The sequence below is a fragment of the Wolbachia endosymbiont of Drosophila ananassae genome (genome assembly GCF_008033215.1).
Classification (GTDB): domain Bacteria; phylum Pseudomonadota; class Alphaproteobacteria; order Rickettsiales; family Anaplasmataceae; genus Wolbachia; species Wolbachia pipientis.
Genome location: NZ_CP042904.1, coordinates 470,241 through 493,060 on the forward strand (window position 1 = coordinate 470,241; position 22,820 = coordinate 493,060).

Annotated in this window: 17 protein-coding genes and 3 pseudogenes; 10 read left to right on the forward strand and 10 right to left on the reverse strand. The window is 34.8% G+C overall.

From position 1 onward, the window contains the following. Nucleotides 1-200: 200 nt before the first annotated feature. Together EA652_RS02290 and EA652_RS02295 are read left to right on the forward strand one after the other, a co-directional pair. Complete coding sequence (locus EA652_RS02290; RefSeq protein ID WP_006280480.1) at nt 201-1,283, forward strand: Fic family protein; 1,083 nt, start codon at nt 201-203, stop codon at nt 1,281-1,283. 209 nt (nt 1,284-1,492) lie between these two features. Next, nucleotides 1,493-2,575, forward strand: a complete 1,083-nt coding sequence (locus EA652_RS02295; RefSeq protein ID WP_012673160.1) for an efflux RND transporter periplasmic adaptor subunit — start codon at nt 1,493-1,495, stop codon at nt 2,573-2,575. A gap of 57 nt (nt 2,576-2,632) precedes the next feature. Here the strand turns inward: EA652_RS02295 and EA652_RS07625 are convergent. The 4 genes and pseudogenes from EA652_RS07625 to EA652_RS02325 form a co-directional block, all read right to left on the reverse strand. Next, a pseudogene (locus EA652_RS07625) lies at nt 2,633-3,719 on the reverse strand (IS3 family transposase). 79 nt (nt 3,720-3,798) lie between these two features. Continuing rightward, nucleotides 3,799-4,113 carry an FtsB family cell division protein gene (locus EA652_RS02315; protein WP_010962526.1) on the reverse strand — a complete coding sequence of 105 codons (315 nt, stop codon included), beginning with the start codon at nt 4,111-4,113 and terminating at the stop codon, nt 3,799-3,801. Between the two features lie 49 nt (nt 4,114-4,162). Then, nucleotides 4,163-4,291 (reverse strand): type B 50S ribosomal protein L36, encoded by a 129-nt coding sequence (gene ykgO / locus EA652_RS02320; protein WP_006279631.1) that lies wholly within the window; start codon nt 4,289-4,291, stop codon nt 4,163-4,165. A gap of 49 nt (nt 4,292-4,340) precedes the next feature. After that, nucleotides 4,341-5,171, reverse strand: coding sequence for a pyruvate, water dikinase regulatory protein (locus EA652_RS02325; RefSeq protein WP_006280267.1), 831 nt, complete (start codon nt 5,169-5,171; stop codon nt 4,341-4,343). A 135-nt stretch (nt 5,172-5,306) separates the two neighbouring features. Here EA652_RS02325 and ccmC point away from each other — a divergent pair, with 135 nt between their 5' ends. The 6 genes and pseudogenes from ccmC (at nt 5,307) to EA652_RS02355 (ending at nt 12,042) form a co-directional block, all read left to right on the forward strand. Next, entirely contained in the window at nt 5,307-6,017 is a 711-nt protein-coding gene (ccmC, locus tag EA652_RS02330) for a heme ABC transporter permease CcmC (protein WP_012673161.1), read from the forward strand. A gap of 275 nt (nt 6,018-6,292) precedes the next feature. Beyond that, the gene (locus EA652_RS02335; protein ID WP_006280265.1) at nt 6,293-7,570 is read left to right on the forward strand and encodes an adenylosuccinate synthase; all 1,278 of its coding nucleotides are present in this window, start codon (nt 6,293-6,295) and stop codon (nt 7,568-7,570) included. Between the two features lie 103 nt (nt 7,571-7,673). Then, nucleotides 7,674-8,402, forward strand: a pseudogene (locus tag EA652_RS02340) (IS5 family transposase). 251 nt (nt 8,403-8,653) lie between these two features. Continuing rightward, complete coding sequence (locus tag EA652_RS02345) at nt 8,654-11,092, forward strand: coiled-coil domain-containing protein (protein WP_012673162.1); 2,439 nt, start codon at nt 8,654-8,656, stop codon at nt 11,090-11,092. A gap of 112 nt (nt 11,093-11,204) precedes the next feature. Beyond that, entirely contained in the window at nt 11,205-11,468 is a 264-nt protein-coding gene (gene infA, locus EA652_RS02350) for a translation initiation factor IF-1 (protein ID WP_007550159.1), read from the forward strand. Then, nucleotides 11,446-12,042, forward strand: a complete 597-nt coding sequence (locus EA652_RS02355) for a Maf family nucleotide pyrophosphatase (RefSeq protein WP_007550161.1) — start codon at nt 11,446-11,448, stop codon at nt 12,040-12,042. The genes infA and EA652_RS02355 overlap by 23 nt, the downstream gene beginning before the upstream one ends. On the opposite strand, the gene EA652_RS02360 is transcribed toward EA652_RS02355, so the two are convergent. From EA652_RS02360 to EA652_RS02365, 3 genes are all read right to left on the reverse strand, one after another. Next, nucleotides 12,034-14,706, reverse strand: coding sequence for a hypothetical protein (locus EA652_RS02360; RefSeq protein WP_012673163.1), 2,673 nt, complete (start codon nt 14,704-14,706; stop codon nt 12,034-12,036). The genes EA652_RS02355 and EA652_RS02360 overlap by 9 nt on opposite strands. Before the next feature lie 152 nt (nt 14,707-14,858). Beyond that, the gene (locus EA652_RS06915; protein WP_153296804.1) at nt 14,859-15,017 is read right to left on the reverse strand and encodes a hypothetical protein; all 159 of its coding nucleotides are present in this window, start codon (nt 15,015-15,017) and stop codon (nt 14,859-14,861) included. A 35-nt stretch (nt 15,018-15,052) separates the two neighbouring features. Then, nucleotides 15,053-16,396 carry an alanine:cation symporter family protein gene (locus EA652_RS02365; protein ID WP_012673164.1) on the reverse strand — a complete coding sequence of 448 codons (1,344 nt, stop codon included), beginning with the start codon at nt 16,394-16,396 and terminating at the stop codon, nt 15,053-15,055. 320 nt (nt 16,397-16,716) lie between these two features. On the opposite strand from EA652_RS02365, the gene EA652_RS02370 reads away from it, so the two are divergent. Beyond that, complete coding sequence (locus EA652_RS02370) at nt 16,717-17,739, forward strand: IS110-like element ISWen2 family transposase (RefSeq protein ID WP_007548332.1); 1,023 nt, start codon at nt 16,717-16,719, stop codon at nt 17,737-17,739. 717 nt (nt 17,740-18,456) lie between these two features. Beyond that, nucleotides 18,457-19,401, forward strand: a pseudogene (locus tag EA652_RS07630) (IS110 family transposase). Between the two features lie 156 nt (nt 19,402-19,557). Here the strand turns inward: EA652_RS07630 and EA652_RS02395 are convergent. The 3 genes from EA652_RS02395 to EA652_RS02405 all read right to left on the reverse strand — a co-directional run bounded on the left by EA652_RS02395 (nt 19,558) and on the right by EA652_RS02405 (nt 22,775). Beyond that, complete coding sequence (locus EA652_RS02395) at nt 19,558-20,061, reverse strand: protein-disulfide reductase DsbD domain-containing protein (protein ID WP_012673166.1); 504 nt, start codon at nt 20,059-20,061, stop codon at nt 19,558-19,560. 682 nt (nt 20,062-20,743) lie between these two features. Next, complete coding sequence (groL, locus tag EA652_RS02400) at nt 20,744-22,393, reverse strand: chaperonin GroEL (RefSeq protein WP_006280301.1); 1,650 nt, start codon at nt 22,391-22,393, stop codon at nt 20,744-20,746. A 100-nt stretch (nt 22,394-22,493) separates the two neighbouring features. After that, entirely contained in the window at nt 22,494-22,775 is a 282-nt protein-coding gene (locus EA652_RS02405) for a co-chaperone GroES (protein WP_173862882.1), read from the reverse strand. Nucleotides 22,776-22,820: the final 45 nt, after the last annotated feature.

Sequence of the window (22,820 nt, forward strand, 5' to 3'; positions counted from 1 at the left end):
AGACAATATTTTACATAAGATTGAAATTTTTAACTAATTAAGCCTTCCTCCAACAGCTTTGCCCTGTAGTTTTTGATATGGTTAGGATCACTTGAAAATGTATAATTTTTGTAGTTAGCTCTGCTATGCATATAAAGCTTACTATTGACTTTTATCACATTATCTCACATTATCTCACATAATATGCATGTGAGAAGAATATGAACTGGAAGAATTTTCGTCTTAGTACACGTCTCAACCTAGAAGGGCCTGTAATTGAACAAGTGTACGAGTTAATTACTGCAGTTGATAGTGTTAAAAATAGCTGGCAGATAACGAAAAAACTACTACCACAAACAATTGAAAGATTAACTCATTCAGTTATTGTTACATCTTCTGGCGCTTCTAACCGTATTGAAGGAAATCGTCTAACCGATAAAGAAGTTGAGGATCTATATAAAAACCTACGTGTCAAAAAATTTAAAAATAGAGATGAGCAAGAAATTGCTGGCTACTTAGAAATGCTTACACTAATATTTCATGATTATACGGATATTCCAATTAGTGAGTCATCAATATTGCACATTAACAACCAGATGCTACTTTATAGTGAAAAAGATTTGTATCATAGAGGAAAATACAAAGCAAGTTCTAATAGAGTTGAGGCAAAAGATCAGAATGGAAAAGTTGTTGGTATAATTTTTGATCCCACACCACCTTACCTTGTTAGAAAGGAAGTACAAGAGCTTATTGATTGGTATCACTGGTCCTTAAATAATAAATTTAAGCATCCTCTTATTATTGTTGCTAACTTTGTTTTTGAGTATCTGGCAATACACCCTTTTCAAGATGGGAATGGCAGAACTAGTAGATTGATGACTAATTTAATGTTGTTGCAGCAGGGTTATGATTTTGTATCTATTGTATCACATGAAAAGATAATTGAAACTAACAAACTTGATTACTATTTAGCGCTTAATAAAACACAAAGTAGCTGGAAAAGTGGCAAAGAAGATATTTCCCCGTGGTTAATATTTTTTCTTAATGTACTCAAAACGCAAGCAAATGAGGCGCATTATATTCTTGAGAGGGAGAATACTGAATATTTATTATCAAGAAAACAATTGTTCTTCTGGGAATGGGCACTTAGCCTTGCAGATAAAGAATTTAGTAGAAAAGATGCTATAGAAGCTCTAGGATTTCCTCCAAGAACAGTAGAGGCAATTACAAAGAAACTGCTAGGGATGAAATACTTACAGCGTCTTGGAGAAGGCAAAGCCACTAGATATAAAGTTATTATTTAAAAGTTTTAGTATGTTTTTCAAGATTTTTTTAAATCCAGTCTTATGCACAACTTTGTTTGCAATTTTACATTTTTATTCGATTAAAAATTGCATTTTAGCAATAAAAAACTTACTTATTGTAGGAAAATCTTGTGTTTGTTCTCATATAAAACTATTTATGGAGTGACAATGGTACATGTATTATACTTACATTTCTGATTCGAAAATTTATGCAGTTGTTTCTAACAAGATTGGTCAACAAATTCTATTGTTTAAAGGTGAGAAACAAAGTAATCATCATTTCCAGTATTGCTTTTATTCTACTGTTTTTTATCAGCAGTGCATTTTTAAAAAAAGATCAGGCGGTTCATAGCGATAATGCAACTAGTAGCTTTTCAGTAAAAACTCAAGAATGTGCGCCGCAAAACCGCACTATATATTTAAATTTTTCTGGTACAGTAAATCCCTTACATAGAGCTAGCCTTGTCTCAAAAATAAGTGGTAAGATTATTGCTATTTATTTACCTGATGGTGAAAAGGTAAAAAGAGATGATGTAGTGTTAAAGATAGAAGATTATGACAGGATTGAGCAAGCTCAGAAAGCCAAAGCTTTATTAAAGCAGCGTGAAATTGAGTATGATTCCTCTCACAAACTGAATAAAAAAGGCTATGGGGCACAAATACAAGTAGAAGCAGCTTTTACTGCGTTACAAAGTGCAAAAGCTGACCTAAAAAGGCTAGAATTGGATTTAGAAAATACTGCAGTCACATCTCCTATAGATGGTTATATTGATAAAATCAATGCAAACGAAGGGGATTTTGTTAATGCTGGGCAAAAAATAGCTGACGTGGTTAATTTCGATCAAATTCTTGTAGTGTTATACGTTTCGGAAAATGAAGTAAATAAAATAGAGCTAGGCAGCACAGCTCAAATTAATTTGCTGGACGGAAAAGAATTGGCAGGTGAAGTAAGTTTTATTAGTAAAATTGCTGAGCCTAAAACTGGGTCTTATAGGGTAGAAGTAAAGGTAACTAATAATAAAATGATATCCTTGCAGGGACTAACTGCCAACGTAAGGCTACCTTCAGGCGAAAGATTTGCATATAAAGTTCCTTCTTCAGCCCTGAGCTTAAGTGACGAGGGTGCTCTTGGAATAAAGATTGTTGATGACAATAATTATGTAGTATTTGCACCAATAGAAATTGTTGATCATGAGAGCGATGGGGTTTGGATAGTAGCAAATAACGAAGGTAAATCCATAAAGTTAATAGTATTGGGCCACCTATTTGTTAAGCCTGGTGATAAGGTTTAAGACATAAGATCCTTTGACCTTACCCAGAAAAAGTGGAGAGAAAGTGTGGAATGTTTTTTACAAAAAGAATGATGCATCAAATTGTTCTGGAATGCAATAGTTAATAGTGACGTTGTTTGTTATAAAAAATTTCTATGTATTCAAATATTGCAGTTCTAGTGTGTTGAGCAGAGTGTTGTGAAGTATCAATAAGTATTTCTCTTTTCAATGAGCTAAAGAAGCTTTCTGCAACAGAATTGTCGTAACAACAGCCTTTATTACTCATCTATATTCTTTACAGCTAAGAGATATTGATACCCTTGCGCAGTATATTGTGAACCTTGGTCACTGTGCAGCAGTAGATTTTTAACAGGTTTACGCCTATTAATGGCCATTAATAAAGAGTTCATAACCAATTGTTTATTTATTGCACTACTCATTAACTACCATACGTGAGAATTATTGCTGCCAAATATAGCCATCCCTCCTTGGTTTTGATGTAAGTAATCCCATACTTTATTTGGTTGATCAACAATAAAGTTTTGATCTAGTATATTGGGAGCTACAGCTCTATTATCTGTTTGTTGTTTTTTAATTTTAAACTTTCTTCTCAGTATAGCCCTGATGTCATTTTTCTGCATAATACTTTGCACCGTTTTCAAATTGCAACTTTTACCCAAAGCCTTCAATTCAGCATGAATTTTAGGAGCTCCATATCTACATTTAGAAACTTGATATATTTTTTGAATAGCTTCGAGTAGCTCTTTATTTGCTGATTCTCTACTGCTTATTTTTCTTGTGGTCCACTTATAGTAGCCACTAGCAGAAAATCCTACATAATTCCTGTACTTTATAGCAGTTACTATATAAAAAAATATTTTACTCTTTTTGACTGGCCAGGGCTTTTTTTTAAATGTCTCTTTCCCTTGTTACTCTTGCTTTGTAAATCAAACCTCTCTTTGTCGTAAGGAGCCATGTTACCTCTACCTGGAAATGCATCTGCTGCCGACTTTTTTTCGTTGTGTTTCTTTATCCATTTTCCTAATAAACCACCCTTTATTCCTAAATCTCTTGCTATTTTTGTAATTGTTTGACCTGCCTTTCTTTGTTCATTTGCCAGCTTAACAGCTTCCAATTTGAATTCTGCCGTATATTCTCTTACCATTTCTAATCCTCCAAAATTTTATTTTACCCGAAAAAACTCTTTTCTTTCTCTCCACTTTTTCTGGGTAAGGTCACTACTGCTATTCCACGTCAAGAACAACCATAAGTTCATTAGGGTTCACATAACCTAAAGCATTTTTTGCTTGCTCATCAAGCAGATCTAAATCTAAGCTTTTTTCATATAAGCCAAATACTTTGTTGTCCAACTTTTCCTTTTCAGAAGAGACATCCTTTAGCAAAAGTTTATTGTACTCGATTTCTTTTTTTAAATCGATTAACGTCAATAAGCCACGTTTACCTGTAATTGTGCTAATGCTGAAATATAATGTAAGGGAAGAAATGAGTAAGGCTGCGCTTAAACACAGTAACTTTTGCTTCTTTTTAGATATAAGCACCGTACTTTCACATATAAAAAATATATAACATGAAAAGGTGAACAAAAAGCTAAGAACCTTGACGCGCTTTACACCTTGGCTTTACCTTATTTATAATGTAAATCTTACCACCCCTTTTCACAACTTTACAATTTTTATCTCTGTTACGATGAGATTTTAGCGACCCTTTGACTTTCATATCTATAGTAAGAATTAAATTACTTTACATTATAATCACTTATCAAGAGTTAGTCAATTGATAACATTTTATTAAAATATTGTATAATTGTTGCTGATACTTCTTCGATCGACTTTTGCGTGACATCGATAATTGGCCAGTTATTCTGTTTAAAGAGCTCCTCTGCTTCTTTAATTTCCTTTTCTACTTTCTCAGGGTTAGCATATATATTATTATCTTCGTTGTTAATTGAAGTAAGTCTATTTTTGCGTATTTCTATTAGCCTACTTACGTCTATTGTTACCCCTATTGTCAGTTTATTTTTTAATTTTGCCAAGTCGACATAAAAGGGTACCCCACTAACAAAAGGAATATTTGCAACCTTATAGCCTCGGTAAGCTAAATACGTACTGGTGGGAGATTTTGATGTACGTGAAACTCCAACCAAAATTATATCTGCTTTATCAATATCTTGAATATTTTGTCCATCATCATGATTAATAGTGTAGTTTATTGCCTCAATGCGCTGAAAATATTCGTTATTTATCTCAGTATGCAAGTCAAGCTTTTCGTCTTTTTCAATTTCAAGATAAGACGAAATTTCTCTAATAATATGTGATAATATTGCTCTATAGGGAATTTTCAACTTTATACAGTTATCTTTTAGATATTTTCTTAGCTCATCATCAGTAATAGTGCATATAACAAAATTATGCTCATCACTTTTCCTATTAATTTCCTCCAGAATTTTGTCAATCTGCTCTTCTCCTTTTACAAAAGACCAAACATATTCGATCGTTTCTACAGAACGAAAGTGTTTCAGAGCTGATTTTGCAACTGATATAACAGTTTCACCACTTGAATCTGATACTAAGTGTAGATTAAGCTTTTTAAGGGTCATATACTAAAAATAATAGCTAGCAATCTGCTACTGAAATTATGCTAATTTGTTGACCTACGTAAATATAGAAAAACTATCCTGTTGATAAAACTCAAACTAATTGGTAAATTCTTAACACAATTATTCTCAAAATGAATGTTTTTATTAAAGCCTACAAATTTCTCTTATTTTTCTAAGAAAGCTCTACCTTGGCTTGGGGTGATTTGTTTCGCATGTTTTTTAATTGGAATGTCTTTGGCGTTATTCTTCTCCCCAGAAGATTATAAACAAGGAGAAATTGTACGAATTATGTATCTTCATGTGCCTTCTGCATGGCTTGCTCTTGGAATATATGGATTAATTGCATCACTCAGTTTCATTTCATTGGTGTGGAACAATAGCATTGCTAGTGTCTTGGCACATGCTGCTGCTCCTGCAGGGACAGTCTTTTCGGCAATATGTTTAATCACAGGCAGCATCTGGGGAAAAGGAACCTGGGGCACTTGGTGGGTATGGGATGCAAGGCTTACTTCAATGCTGATTTTATTTTTCCTATATGTTGGCTACCTTTCATTGTGGAGCGCTTTTGATAATGAAGCGAGGGCAGAAAAATCAGCAGCAGTATTTGCCATTTTTAGTGCTATAAATATTCCCATAGTAAAATTTTCTGTGAATTTATGGTCTACTCTTCATCAGCCTGCAAGCATTTTGAGAAGAGGTGGAGTAGCAATAGAAGGTTCTTTGCTGTTGCCACTCATTGTAATGTTTATGTTTTGTGCCACATTTTTTTTAGTAGTGTGGATACTGTATTCGCTTTACTTAATTAATTTATATAAGATAAAGAGAGAAATTAGTGTGCGGTATTAGATAGTCTTGCAATTCTATAGCTAAAGTGGCTTGGGTTTATCTACAATTTGAAAAACAACAAATTCGTCATTCCGCTACTCGTTAGCGGAATCTATGCTGAGATACCGCGAATGAATCGCGGTATTACGTAGGGAAACCATTCTTGCAATTCTATAGGAAAAATGTTTTATCTGGCTTGGAAACTCTTTATTTAAGAGGTGTAGGAAAGGCGTAGATTTCTCTTTCCATTTGTAGCGTACTGCATTAATATTTATGTATTAATCTAGAAAATAATGATGAATAATATTGTAATTGTTGGTCTGCAATGGGGTGACGAAGGCAAGGGTAAAATAGTAGATTATCTTTCTGAGAATGCAGATGTAGTTGTGAGATTTCAGGGAGGAAATAATGCAGGGCACACTATAGTAGTAGATGATGAGGTTTATAAATTAAATTTACTGCCCTCTGCTGTTTTGAGGCCAGGCAAAATATCTATCATAGGAAATGGCGTTGCTCTTGATTCACACGCTCTAATCTCAGAAATAGAGTCATTGAAAGTTAAAGGAGTAGACGTAAACTATAACAACTTGATGGTATCTGAGAGCTGTCCATTAATACTTAGCGTACATAAGGACAAGGAAAAGCTATTTGAAGATTTAAATGGAAATCACAAAATTGGTACAACAAATAAAGGGATAGGACCATGTTATGAAGATAAAGTTGGGAGGAGAGCTATACGCCTTTGTGACTTAGAAAACGCAGATGAGCTCAATAAAAGATTGGATACTCTTTTGAATTACCACAATGCTATCAGGAAAGGCCTTAACTACCAGGTAGTTAAAAAAGAAGAAATATTAAAGGAAATTCAAGAGATTTCAGAAAAAATTCTTTCATATAAAAAACCTGTGTGGAAGATATTAAATGACTTGATGAAAGAAGGTAAGAAAATAATATTTGAAGGTGCCCAAGGCGCATTTTTAGATATCGACCACGGAACTTACCCTTTTGTTACTTCAAGTAATACTGTAGCATCGCAAGCAATAACAGGCTCAGGGTTATCCTCCAATGCTTACATTATTGGTGTGGTAAAAGCTTATACAACAAGAGTGGGCAATGGCCCATTTCCTACTGAGCAGAAAAATGAAGTAGGAGATAGCTTGTTTACTATAGGTAAGGAACTTGGAACAGTGAGCAATAGAAGAAGGCGTTGCGGATGGTTCGATGCAGTTTTAGTGCGCCAGGCCGTACAACTCTCTGGAGTTTCAAGCATTGTATTAACCAAATTAGATGTGCTTAATTCTTTTGATACAATTAAAATATGCACTGGTTACAAGTATAGCGGAAAAATGTATGATTATTTACCCGCATCGCATTCAATACAAGGGGAATTAGAGCCAATATATGAAGAGTTTCCTGGCTGGAAAGAAAACACTCAAGGTAAAAGGTCGATTGAAACATTGCCTATCAATTTAATAAAATATATAGAAGGGTTAGAAAAATTAATAGGTGTACCAATTCATCTAATCTCAACTAGTCCAAAGAGAGAGGATGTTATTAAGCTTAAAGATTTCTGAAAACGTCTTTGTATCTTAGAGCCTGTACGTAATCTCAAAAAAGAGATAAAGTGAGAGGATAAAGTATATAAAGTAGGATATGCGAAGTTTATAACCAAGTGACATAAGTCGAGAAAAGTTTGAGATTATTGTAGCAGATCTGGAATCTTGCAGAAAGAAGACAAAACCAAGAACACTTGATTTACATGATATATTTTGTGGAGTGTTATACGTGTTAAAAAGTGGTTGCCAGTGGAGAATGGTATCAAAAGAGTTCCCAAAATGGCGCAATTGTTACGACTATTTTAAGAAGTGGAGTGAAAAACCAGATGTAAATAAAGAAAGTGTTCTGGAGCTGGTATTAAAAAAAAATAATTGCGACAAAACAATGGTCGGAAAAGCTTCTGCATAATTGATGCACAGAGTATAAAAAATGCAGATACTGCTGAAGCTATGATGCAGGCAAGAAGATTTCAGGGCCGTATTGCAGTAGATACGCAAGCATGCAATTTATACAACAACAGCAGAGATAACTGACCGTAGCAGTGCTGTGAGAATGGTCGAAAATGCAAAAGAAAACCTCTCGGGAGTTAAAAATGTACTGGTTGATGCAGGCTATACTGGAGAGAATTTTGTAACTCAAATAAAAACGATTATTGGTGCAACCGTTGAAGTGATCAAAAGAAATGAATTACGTTCCTTTGTTGTATTGCCCAAAAGATGGGTTGTGGAGCGATCTTTTGCTTGGTTAGAAAAATGTAGAAGATTGTGGAAAAATTGTGAGCGAAAACTCAATACTAGCCTACAAATGGTCGTTCTGGCTTTCACTGCCTTACTTCTGAAAAAATTATGAACAGGCTCTTACTAACTCTTATCTAATAAAAAAAATACTTGTGTAACTTCGAATAGTCTATTATGCAAGACAGCAGTATAAACATGTAGTAAGAAATGTATAATGAAAAATAAAAGCTCAAGTTTAACACTTGCAGTTATTTTTACACAATTAAGTAATCATAAAAGTTAGTGTAGGACGAGGTTATACAGTTTGATTTCTTTTAATATATGTTAATTGGTATAATATAAATATAGTTAAGGAGGCGTATTATGACTGGAAGTTTGGCTAAGGAAGAAAAAACAGCAGAGGCAGGAAAAACAAGTAATCAGTCAGAGAATTATGATGTTGAATCAGTTATAAGGGTAGCATCATGTGCTTGGAATGCAATACATTGCTTGTTGGCATCTTATGAATACGATCTATATTCGTCATGGCTTGAATCGCATTTTACATCCCTCAAGGACTGTATCAATAAAATGGAAAAAGACAATTCTTTCACTAAGGACTCTGCTATAATAAAGTTCTGCCGCTCAATTGCAGAAAATAATAAATTATACAAAGAGTTAAAAAATTTAAATAATCCTGCTGAAAAATTTTCTCAATTAGAGAAGATAATAACAGGCTTTAAACTAAAAGACCTAGAAGACAAGGTAAGCTTCTTAATGCTTTTGAAAGAAGAAAGTGACTTCACTGCTATACAGAAGGCTTATAGAGATGAGTGGAGTTTTTATGACCTAATAAATGATAGAGATTTTAAAAAAACGTACATAGATAAAGCAGTAACAGAGTCTGCTAATAAGAGCTTTAAGAAAGATATAGATAAATGCATAAAGTTGGCAGAGCAGGGAAAAAAAGCTGCAAGTAAATATCTTGGAAGGAAAGGCGTAGAGCTTCAAGCTTATTACACAGAAACTGATAACGCTTATAGAGTTTTGAATATCAACTCTATTAATTACAATAGAAGTGAGCCAACCAGGATGAGTGACATTTTACAGCAAGAGAAAGATATTAAAGAGCTGAATATCTATTGCAATAAAAAACATGAAATACACGCTCATCGGAAAGGTAAGGAAAGATATTATGAATTTAAAGAGGGCGCATATTATGAAATGAAAAGCACTTGGCCTGTAAAGGATGGATCCGAAATGTGTACCATGATTATAAATGTGAGTAGCGATGGCATAACTGAAGTACTAAAATTTAATGATGAAGATTTTGTGCTATCGGATGAGATCTTAGAATTGATAAAGCAAAATGATGAATTATATATTCAAGGTCTCTCCTTATATGATGCTGTACTAGAAAAAGGTAAGGCTGCTGATGTTGTACCTACTGCTAATAACAATTTTCAAAATGAATCTATAGTGGCCTATCGCAAGGAACCAGAGGGGGAATTAGACCCTAAAGTTGATGCTGACAATAGCCTTCCTCCTTCTATTAATAGCAATGCATCAACTCAAACGGAAGTCAATTTACAACACACTGAAACTCAAACAGAAGTTGCTTCACAACAAATCGAAACTAAAACGGAAGTCAATTTACAGCACACTGGAACTCAGACAGAATTTGCTTCACAACAAATGGATGAATTGATTTTAAATAATCAGATGCTGTCCGAAAAAAACGTTGAATTGAAGCAAGAAATGTCAAATTTGAAAAAAGAAGCTGTTGAATTGAAGCAAGAAATAGAAGCAGGGTTGCAAGTGATAAATAAAAAGCACCATGAATTAATACAAGAAAATCAGCGACTACAGGAGAAACTAGAAACAACCCAAGCAGAAGCTAATCAAACAATTGTAAAGTTAGAGAAGCAGAATAGCAATTTACAAGACAGGTTTGAAAAAGAGGAGCAAAAAAACACGGAATTGCAAACTGAACTGGCACAAAAAAATGAAGAATTAGCAGGTGTGTTAAAAGAGCTACAAGGGAAAGCACAAGAACTTAAAGGTGTATATGAAGAAAAAAGAAAGCTAAAGGAAGAGCTGAAAATTGTTAATGCAGGAAAGAAGAATTTGGAAAAAGAGCTAAATCAAGCACGAGAAGATGCGGAACAGATAATGGTTGAACGACGCCAGCAGAAAGAGCGCTTGAAAGATCAGCTAAGAGAATTAGATCAGGAATATAAGGTACAAGTAGAAATTGAGCAAAAGATTAAAGAATCAGATAGGCAGGATAGCGATTTACAAGATACACTTGGAGAAGAGAGACTAAAACTCAACATTGAAGAACTAGAAAACGAGTACGAGGAATTTCCAGGAGATAAGGTGCTTACACTTGAACTCACTAAAGATGAAGATAAAGTCGAAGAGTTAAGAAACGAGCTAGAGCGTGAGAAAGAAAAGTGTAAACAATTATTAGAAGAAGAAAATGAATGGGGTGATGAATTGGTAGGAATGCTTGATGGACTGGAAGAAAAAATTCGTGCTGATGAACAAAGGAGCTTCAACAATCAATTAACGGGAGAAATTTCTAATGAGTCTGGTAATGCTCCACGACAGAAGAAAAGGTTATCCAAATCTTCAAGCGTTGATAATGAGTCTTATGTTCCACTGAGAGAGAAGACAACATTACTCAGATCTTTAAGCGTTGATAGTGGACTTGATAGCGATGAAGAAAATTGTGATAATGATTTATCTTTCAACATAAGTCCTATAAGTTCTATTGAGAAGGTGGCAGAGAGTAGAAACGTAGGTAGGGTATCATTGTGAAGATGGTTGGGGTTAAGTTGCAACTTAAGTGGGGCGCAAAAGGTCTTTTGTGTTGATAATAATTTAAAATCTATAGTAGACTAAAAAAGATTATTAAATTATAATATAACATATGATAAAAGACGAGAAATCGAAAACAATTTTTGAAGTGGAAGGGGCAGTAACTGCTTTACTACCTGCAGCAGAATTTAGAGTGAAACTGGACAATGAACATGAGATTATCTGTCATGTATCAGGGAAAGTGAGAAGAAGTAAAATACGCATCATTATAGGGGATAGGGTGTTAGTTGAGATGAGCATTTACGATAGGAATGCGAGAAAGGGTAGGATCATTAGAAGGCTTAAAGGTACAAGTGACAGAACGATCTCTAAATAATCTTATTCTTGCTTCATCATCGAAAAGGCGTATAGCTTTACTAAAACAAATAAACATTGAGCCAGGTTTAATTTTGCCAGCAGATATAGATGAAGCCCCTTTAAAAAAGGAACTTCCGAAGGATTACTCAATCCGTATGGCAAAAAGTAAAGCGGAGAAAATACAAAGCTCAAATCCAAATTACTTTGTGCTTGGTGTTGATACAGTTGTTGCTTGTGGTAGAAGGATATTGCTCAAAGCTGAAAACGTTGAGCAAGCAGAAAAATGTATCCGCTTGTTATCAGGAAGAAGGCATAGAGTATACACCAGTGTATGTCTATTAACTCCCGATCAATCTAAACAACATATCAGGACTGTGGTTACAATAGTGAAATTTAAACGTCTCAGTGAACAAGAAATTAAGTATTATTTAGCATCAGAAGAGTGGAAAAATAGGGCGGGGGGATGCAACATACAAGGCCTAGCTGGAGTGTTCGTATTGTTCTTACGCGGCTCCTACTCTTCCGTTATAGGGTTACCATTACATGAAACCTATTGTTTGCTAAGCAATTATTTTAACTTCAATTTATATTGAAATACCTTTATTAGTATCTTTTTTTTGTTGTGACTCAGCAACCTGTTTAGCCCAATCTAGTGGTCTTTTATTTCTGTTAGCTAATGCAATTCTATTGCGATCATAACCATCAGTGTGTTCTGTTAAAGTATCTCCTCTTTCTTCTTCTATTACTCCAGCTTTCAGTTGTGCTTCATCTTTCTCTAGTAATTTATATAGTTCGCTATTTTGATCTACAGTTGGATTAGTGTCATTATTTTCTCGTTCTGCCACTGTTTTTTCTAACCACTTACGTATAGGGTCATATTGTTTACCTTCTCCTATCTTTTCTAAAATGTTTTCTGAGAATGAATCTTTAGGAATATTTTCTTTAGTAGCCTGTTGTGCCGGTTCTCTTAACCCTTTATCCGGGTTTCCCAATGCTCCTTTTAACTCACTCGTATCTCCGATTTCTTTTGGTTCAATGTTTTCTAAGCTCTTCTTTAACTGTTCAGGATTTACTTGAGATTGTTCATTATTGTCATGAGTTGGAGATGAATAGCCCGAATCGTTTGCTTTTATGTCTGTTGAGCTGTCTTTTAGCAACCCAACTTCTCTCAAGCGTTTTTTAGTTTCTTCGCTAATCTGACTCTGATCAGCTGGTTTTAACCCGAGATTTTCTTGACCTAATGTATTTTTAAGTTCTTCAAATAGAGTTAGATTACTTTGTCTAATATGTTCTTCTAATTTCCTTCCTACCTGTTTTAAATCTGTTTGAGATTTACTATCACTATTAGTTGGAGATATATAGCCTGAATCACTTATACTATTTGGTGTTGAAGCAGAGACACTAACAGTTGGACCTTCCACTATTTTTACATCTGCTAAATCGTCTTTTTGCAATCCATCTTCTTTATCTTGTGACAGTTTATCAGTAGGATCAACTTGCCTTAATCCTCTATTATCCTGCTGTGATCTATCTCTGATTTCTTTAAGAAGATTTTCAGGTGGAGTTTGATCACTTTGTTCAATGTTCTCTAAGCTCTTCTTTAACTGTTCAGGATTTACTTGAGATTGTTCATTATTGTCATGAGTTGGAGATGAATAGCCCGAGTCACTTTTATTATTGAGTGCTGTAGCAGAGAGCGGCTGTTCACTTTCTTTCCACTTAGCATCACTAGCATCTTGGTTATCACTGTTATCTGGAGAAGATGAATAAGGAATTCTGTCCTTTAATGTCTCTAACGGTGATGGGTTATTTTTTCTACTTCCTGCAATTGATGCTTTTCTATCATCAACATCAATGTGCCGTAAGTTGTTTTTCTTGAAATTTCTGATGTCTTGTAACAGATCGCCTTTGCTATTTCCTTCTTGTTGCTGGGTTTTAGGTTGTTGCTGATCATTAGGTGTTTGCTCACTTCTATCTGGTTTTTGGCTTCCAGGTACAGCATGTCCAAATGTAGGATTGTCATACCGTTCATCTTCTTGCCTATTATCTTGATTGTGGCTTACAGACTTGGTGAAAGTAGAACTATCTGAAGAATCAGAAGTTGCACCTTTTTGCTGATTATTAGGTGTTTGCTCATTTTCGCGCAAGTCATCTGGTTTTTGGCTTCCAGATTTGGCTCCCCCTTGCTCATCGAAAACACCTTTTTTAGGTGGTAGTGAACTAGTTCTAGGTGGAAGTGGCGGAGGAGTTTTTTTGTTCTGAGGATTCTCCTCAAAAAGCGATTGTAGGTTATAAACTTGACCTCCCGAATTTGCTTCTCGTGCTGCTTGTCTAAGCTCACGCTTTTCTTTAGCCTCCTGAGAATTAATTTTATCGTCAAAATCTTTTCCAATTCCGCTATCGTAAGACTGCCCTCTGCTGTTAGATTGTGGTCCAAAATGTGAATGGTGATCTTCTTTTTTTCGAGTTATATCAGTAGCTTGAACGCTAACATCTCTATTAACATCAATTCTTGTTGTAGTTTCAGATGATAGCTCGTTACTGTCTTTATTATGTTGCACCTCATTCACTTTTCCTTTTTCCCTGAATTCTATTTCATGCAAGAATAAACCACCTATTTTTACATCTCTGTTTACTTCTAACCGTTCTAGAGAAAAATCATCACCTTTAACAAGGTCTACACCGTTAGCATCAATCTTAATTTTGATCTTACATTCTTTCCCCTCCGCATACCACTTTAAAGTCATTTCATATGAACCATCAGTTACGACATAATGTCTTATTTTTTTCCCTTCTTCCTCGGCAACAAAACCATGCATTCCGCTCTTTCCATCACTATGCAATGTTGAAAATCCCGAGATTTCATTCTTCTCACAAAAATCACTATTTAAAAATTCGCTAATTTTAAACTCTTTTTTGTTATCTCCCAGCGTAATACTTGCGTGATTACCGTATATTGAAACTCCTGCAACATCATCAACATACTCTTTCAACCTTTCTTTAACTTCACTTTCAAGCTCTTGTCCAGCTTTCTTTGTCTTGTCGCATTTCTGAAGAATAACTCCATATGCTTTATCTTTGTTTTCTTCTTCGTCCCAATTCCAGTTGGCGTGTTTTGTTAAAAACTTTACTGTGTTAAAATCAACTCTAGCATTATAAATTGGGTCGTCTTCCTTTTTTATTTTATCAAATAAAGGAAAAATTTCTTGAATGCGCTCATTATAAATGTGTTCTTGTTGTGTATCGTTAGTGCCCATATATCCCTCACTAATAACCCTCTGCCTTTAGTTCTAGCTAATACTAGCTAATATAATTATCACAAGCATTGGTTGAATTTTTATTAAGGAAGGTTGTGTTACTAATGTGATGACACAAGCTATTTTATGGTAACATCAAACGATTTAAGTTGTCATTCCAGTCTGGAATCCAGCCTTTCACGAACCCCATCAAAAATGTTGTGTTTTAACATAAGATTAGCTACTTTTATGCTCACTAACTTAGTGCCAATCAAGATTCCTGGATCCCAGTGTCTGGGCACTGGGATGACATCCTTCTTGGCGGAAATCACTCTTATATCACAACAGCTGCATAGCCTAAATTGCTTTAGCTATAGCTCTGTTTTTGCAACTTCAAATATCTGCTACTCATAGTAAACACTTCTGGATCTTGAGAGGTTAGCTTGAGTATAGCGAGTATGTTGATAAACAACAAAGCGGCGATCGAAATATCAGCAACATCCCATAGCAATTGAACTTTACCTATCGCACCAAGCGGAATAATCAAGGTAAAAATTACAACCCAGATTTTAGTGTATTTATTATCCATAGACACATAGCGTATTGTCTGTTTTGAGCAAAAAAACCAAGTAAAAATAGTAGTAAAAGCAAAACAAAACATTATGGCCATAATTAAATAGTCAATATAAGGCCAATTCATTGCCTTTCTAAAAGCAAATATGCACATGTTAGTGCTCTCTAAATCAGTGACCCAAGAATCTGTGACAAGCAGTACCATTGTTGTAATAAACACTATAAACGCAACTATAAAAGGCGATATTATCGTAATTAGACTCTGCTCAATAATAAATTTATTATTATTTTTCTTAGGAACAATTGAAGAATGTACGATTCCTTCAAGGCCAAGCCCTATATCTGTTGCAAAAATACCTCGCAAAGTTCCTACTTGAATAATAGTCAACATTTCTAGAATCAAACCTAGAGATAAACCAGAGTTAAAGCTACTGGTTGTAAAAAAACTGCTTGTTATTAGTTTTAGAGAAGGAAGAATATTTTCACTAAATTTAAATAATATGATACCGCAAAGTGTGAGGTAACTTACCGTCATTATCGGTATCATAGCTGATATAAAAATTTTAATTTTTTTTAAGCTGAGAGCTGCAACAACAAAAAATATTATGGCCATTACAATGCCACCAATGACTACAGGCACATCTATCATGTTAAGTGGTATTGATAGAGAATTTACCTGAACAAGGTTACCAACTGTTATTGAAACCATTATCATAACAACTAGAAACACAATTGTAGCTTTTCTAGAGTTAAATGCATCAGCCATGTAGGCTACAGGGCCACCTATAAACCGTCCGTTCTTTTCCTTTCTGGTTTTTATACTTAGATAACAAGTGACATATTTTATCACAGAAGTGATAACAATAATTATCGCCATCCACAAAATAGAGCCCGGTCCTCCGGTTTTTAGAGCAACAGCAGTTCCTGAAATATTTCCTACTCCTAAATTTCCCCCTAAAATTGTAAACAGAGCGGCTATAGAAGAAAATTTATTTTCTCCTTTTTTAGCTCCAAGGAGTGAAAGGGCGTATGGTAATCTAAATACCTGTAGCCATTTTAGTTTAATCGATAGGTAAACACCAGCAACTAGCATGAGTAATATTGTTGGCAGTAATAAAACAAACTTTACTGTATCCATCTGTAAAAGTGAGATTTTTATTTGAGTATACAACAAAAATTGAAAATACCTAACCTATTTTCTATGTATGACTTCGTTTCCGTCATTCTAGAAACCTTGTATCTTGAAAAAAGCATCTAGTGTTTTTAAGCTTAAGCATTAGGTGGAGAAGGGAAGAACTCTGGAAGATTCCTTAGATATAAAATCTGTAGAAAAGAAAAGAGTTCCCTTCTCAAAAGTAGAGGCTGGACGGTATCGTAGAAAGGCCTAAATGGTTCTAATTCTGTATTCACAAGGTAAGCCTTACTTTTCATTTTTAATAGTAGTATATGGAGTTATATATGATCAACAACTTTTTAGGTATAGATGTTTCAAAAGAACGCTTTGATGTTTCTCTCTCATTCATAAGTAAAAAAGGAAAGCGTGAAACTAGGAAAAGGAAATTTAAAAATGATGATACTGGGTTTCAAGGTCTACTGAACTTTCTACAAAAACATAACGTAGAAGAAGTAAAAGCTTGCATGGAATCCACTGGTTGTTATAGCGAAGCTTTGGCTGAGTTCCTCCACAACGCTGGATATTTCGTTAGTGTTGTAAACCCAGCTTGCATAAGATTTTATGCAAAAAGTAAGCTTACACGACAAAAGAATGACCAGACTGATGCAGAGATTATTGCAGATTATTGTCAAAGACAGGAACCTTCTCGTTGGACACCACCTTCTCCTGAAAAGAAAAAATTAAAACATCTTTATCGTTGCTCAAATGCGTTAAAGGATGAGTTAACATTAGCAAATAATCATTTAGAAAAGAAAGAGAGACTGCCTAAAGAAGTTGCAAATGCTTGGGAAGACCTTGCAATGAACATAGAGCAAAAAATAGAAACAATAAAAAACTCCATACGCGAACTATTAAAACAACACAAAGAATTGTTGGAAGATTTTCAACTCCTATTAACTATTCCAGGAATAGGAGAGGAAACAGCAATAGCTATTTTAGCTGAAATTCCTGGTATAAAAGCCTTTATAAATGCTAGGCAATTGGCAGCATATGCTGGAACTATACCACAAAATATAACATCAGGCTCATCCGTACATGCCAAGCCCAGATTAAGTAAAACCGGTTCACGAACATTACGTAAAGCAATGTACTTTCCTGCTATAGCAGCTAAAAAGCATAATCCTATCATTATGGCTTCTTGCGAAAGATTAAAAGAGAAAGGCAAGCATGCTATGGCCATAGTTGGTGCTGCAATGCGTAAGTTACTTCATATAGTTTTTGGTGTTTTAAGTTCAAAAAAGGCCTTTGATCCAGATCATATCAAGAACTATAGGGCTAAAAGGTTAACTGAAGGTTTAGTACTTTAAAATCAAAAAATGCTTCTAATTCATCTTATGTAAAATGGCATCTTACACAAATTTATTGAATGTTGTTGGTTAGTGGATATGTTGATAAGTAAATTTCTGCTGTTTTATATGTAACTAATTTACTTATCAACATATCCACTAACTATAATCTGTATACTGCTACACAGTTGGAAGTATTTTTTGATTTTATTATGCAATTTGGAGAATTTTTATGACTTTTTTGTTGACTAACAAGACGGTATCTTTTCTTGTCATCCAAGTAGCGTGACACATAACTGTACGAACATTGTAATATGGTACAATGTTAAGACGATGTCATTCCAGTGCTTGACACTGGAATCCAGTTTTTAATGCAACCCCTCACCAAAAATATTGTGTTTTAACATAAGGTTAGCTACTTTTATACTCACCAACTTAGTGTCCAATCTGGATCCCAGTGTCTGGGCACTGGGATGACATCTTTTTTCTTGGTACAAATTACTCTTATATCTCAATGTTCGTACAGTTAGTGCGTGACACTTGTATCTTTATGATGTGAGGCATTAGAGCTAAAATACCTCACAGGGAGGGTGAAGCTGATGCGACACTAATGCCATTAAGCCAGATTTTGCTTCCCTCCCATAGAGTTAAAGACTGAACAGTATCTTTTGGAATTATATCCCGTATTACAAGGTTAGTCTAAACTCTCAGTTTATTTATAGTCTTGGAGGCAATTTTATGCAAGTAAATGCTATTTTGGGTGTGGATATTTCAAAAAAGAAATTTGATGTTTGTTTGTTAGTGGACAGTAAAAAACGACACAAAGTCTTTCAAAATAATCAAGATGGTTTTGCAAAACTTGTAGTTTGGTGCAATGGCCATGGAGCAAATCTTACTCATTTATGTCTTGAAGCAACTAGTTGGTATGGAGAAGATTTGGCTACTTTTATGCACGATTTAGGACATAATGTCAGTATAGTAAACCCAGAAAGCTTTTGGCAAAAGTGAGCTGCTCAGAAATAAGACAGATAAATCAGATGCAGCTATGATAGCTAGATTTTGTATCGCCAACAAACCTGCTCTTTGGAAGCCCATTGCACCTGAAATGAGGCATTTGAGGGCGTTGCATGCAATCGCTAAAAGATGATAAGGTGCAACAGACAAATCGCTTGGAAAACAAAAATATGCATTCCAGTTGCAAAGAAGCTATATCTAAAGTAATTTTGGCAATAGAGGAGCAAATTATTGTTCTCGAAAAAGAAATTAATGAGCATATAAATAACTATCCACATCTAAAAAATATGGTGGAAAACCTTAAGACTATAAAAGGTATAGGATATCTTACTGCTGTTGCTGTTGTCGCAGAAATGCCATCAGTTGATAACTTTGACAATGCTAAACAATTTACAGCTTTTGCTGCCAGGACATTATCAATCGGGATCGTCAGTAAGTAAGAGAAGTTGCATATGCAAAATAGGATCTGAGCGTATTCGAAAAGCTCTTTATATGCCAGCTATAGTAGTCAAAAACCATAATAATCATTTTCAAAAGTTTTGTCAGCGTCTAGCAAGTAAAGGCAAATGTCCAAAAGTCATAGTTCTTGCGTTAATGCGAAAATTAATGCATGTCTTTTTTGGTATTCTTAAAAAGAATCAACCATTTAATTGTAATTTTGTTGGATAATTTGTTTGACAGCAGAGACAGTATCTGGGATCTAAATTTTTTATGTGAAACCATTATGTTTATATACTTGTAGGCCCAAGTTCCTCACATAGTGAACAAAAAAGTAAATGAGATTCCAGTGTCACGCGCTGGAATGACACCTACCCCATGAGAACTCTATTTTTCATACCACTCATTTATAAGTTTATTGATATCAGAATCTATAAAATCCTTTAATGGTTGCCTGATTTTTATCTCAACATTTTTAGGGATGCACCTATCTTTACATATCGCATAATTTATATGGAAGTTAAGGTCAATATACCCTTGATTTAAAAATATATTCATCTTAAAGGGAAATAATACCATATCCTCATATACGTTACTTACAAACGTCTCTCTCCCTACTTTATCTTTATGTTCCTTTGGAATAGGCCAGTGAATATTTATATCTGATGCATTACCTTCGTAACTAATAGACGTGGGAAGGCCAAAATCTCCAGGATCTTTATAATATATGTGCCAGCCTGGTTCTACTGTAACCTTTATTGCACCTTTAAGAGTGAAGCTTGCTTCATTTATCTCGCCAATAAGTAAATCAAATTTTGCAATTTCCTCGTCAGCATATAGTTGAGTGCAAGAAAAAAATAAAAACAATATTAAATATATATGTATTTTCATTAAGGTAAATTTCTCCTTTTATAGAGAAAGTAATTTAGATTTTAATTATTATATTTAATAGTATTATATAGATTATTTATTAATATAGCATTATGCTATAGCTAAACTGACTTACGACAATCTGAAAAACGACAAATTCGTCATTCCGCTACTTGTTAGCGGAATCTATGCCGAGATACCGCGAATGAATCCACAACTGTACGAACATTGTGATTTTGGCCCATAAGGAGGGTGTCATCCCAGTGCTTGACACTGGGATCCAGGAATTTTATTAAGTTGGCAAGCATAAAAATAGCTGTTTTTTGTTAAAATACAATGTTTTGATGATTATGGAAATGCTGGATTCCAGTGTCAAGCACTGGAATGACATCATCCTTTTTTCTGAATTCCAGTGTCAGCTACTTTCATGACATCGTTTACTATGTGCCATATTGTAATGTTCGTACAGTTGTGGAATGAATCGCGGTATGACGTGTTGCTTGGGTCAGCTATAGTATAAATATACTAGGGGTTATAGTTTTCTTATGCTGCCTTTTTGTTATTAGACAACCACAATATAAAGGAGCGAAACGGATGCAAACAGTAGTGCATTTCTGCACCAAACGTATTACCTTTAACGAATAGTAAAATGTGAGATTTTTTGGAACTACCGTGGAGCAATTGCTCCACGGTTTCATTCTACTTAGAATCCACCCATGCCACTCATTTCTCCTGCACCCATAGGAGATGAAGCATTTTCTTTGCTTGGTACATCAACTATCATAGATTCAGTAGTTATCAGCACACTCGCAACAGATACCGCTGTTTCAAAAGCAATACGCACCACTTTTGCTGGATCAATCACACCAGCTGTAAATGCATTAGCGTAATTCATAGCCTCAACGTTGTATATAAGCTCTTTATCATTCTGCTTAATCAAATAGTCAATTATAACAGCAGATTCAAGACCAGCATTTTTAACTAACCTTCTAATTGGAGCACTGAGAACTTTCTTGATAATGTTTATGCCTATTTGTTCCTCGTCACTTGCACCTTTTAATTTGTCGAGAACAGATGAAGCATAAAGAAGCGCAACCCCACCACCTGGAACTATACCTTCTTCAATTGCAGCTCTTGTTGCATGCAGCGCATCTTCGACTCTATCTCTACGTTCTTTAACTTCCACTTCAGTTGCTCCACCAACTTTGAGCACAGCAACGCCACCTGATAATTTCGCTAAACGTTCTCTTAGCTTTTCTTTATCATAATCAGAAGTTGAAGTTTCAATTTGAGATTTAATCTGCTCGATTCTAGCTTTCACACTGTCAGAATCGCTATTTTCGCTGACAACTGTGGTATTATCTTTAGTAATTTTAACATTTTTAGCCGTACCAAGATCATCAAGCGTGAGATCTTCCATCTTGATTCCAAGTTCATCTTTTATGACGTACTTAGCACCAGTCAAAGTTGCTATGTCTTCGAGCATCTCCTTTCTTCTGTCACCAAAACCTGGAGCTTTTACTGCAGCAACTTTTAAACCACCACGCAATTTATTGATAACTAAAGTGCTTAATGCTTCACCTTCGATATCCTCTGCAATAATAACCAAAGGTTTACCAGATTTAACAATAGCTTCAAGAACAGGAAGTAAAGGTTGAATAATATTTAATTTTTTCTCTGTAATTAATAGATAAGGATTATCAAGCTCCACGATCATTTTTTCATTATTTGTAATAAAATACGGAGAGAGATAACCGCGATCAAATTGCATGCCAGTAGTCAGCTCAACTTCTAACTCTTTTGAACCTTTACTCTCTTCAACAGTTATTACACCCTCTTTTCCAACTTTTTTCACGGAATCAGCGATACTGTTACCTATATCCTTATCACCATTTGCAGAGATTATTGCAACTTGTGCCACTTCGTCTATTTTCTCTAGAGAAATTGTACGAGACATTGACGCAATTTCCTTTAATATTACATCTTTTGCCTTCTGTATTCCGTTTTTAATACCAACACGATCGTTTCCAGCAGCAATTGATTTTGAAGCTTCCATTATCATGTTGCTAGTTAGTATTGAGCACGTTGTTGTACCATCACCAACTTTATCGTTACATTGAGAACAACTTTGTGCAAAGATGCTTGCTATCGCAGCGTTTAATGGTTTTTCAGGCTTGATACCCTTCATCACCTTATAACCATCTTTTGTAATTTCTGGTGCTCCATAGGGCTTATTAATCCCTACTGTTTTTCCTCTAGGTCCCGCAGTTATTGCCACCGTTGAGTCTACTATTGCTGCGACTTCACGAAAGGCTTCTTGCAACTGCTCACCTGATACTACTACATTAGTCATTTTTATCACCTCTTGTTAATAAAAAATTTAGAAAACTATAATAAAATCATTCACAATGCGTCATGTTGCGCTTTGTTTAAGTTTAGTAAAATAAAGACTGCTATTTAATGACAGCAAGTATATCGGACTCTTTCATCACGATAAGCTTTTCATCATTATGTTCTATTTCTGTACCAGCCCATTGACGATAGAACACTTTATCACCAGCTTTCACAGTTAAAGTTACGCGTTCGCCACTTGAATTGCGTGAACCTTCACCAATTGCTATAACTTCACCTTTAGTAGGTTTCTTTTCAGCACTTGATGGAAGCACAATTCCACCTTGCTTTTCTTCGCTAATAGGCTTGATCAGCACGCTATCATCTAATACATTTAAACTTATACTTGACATTTGTTTTTCCTCATCAACAAATTAACTTATAAGTTT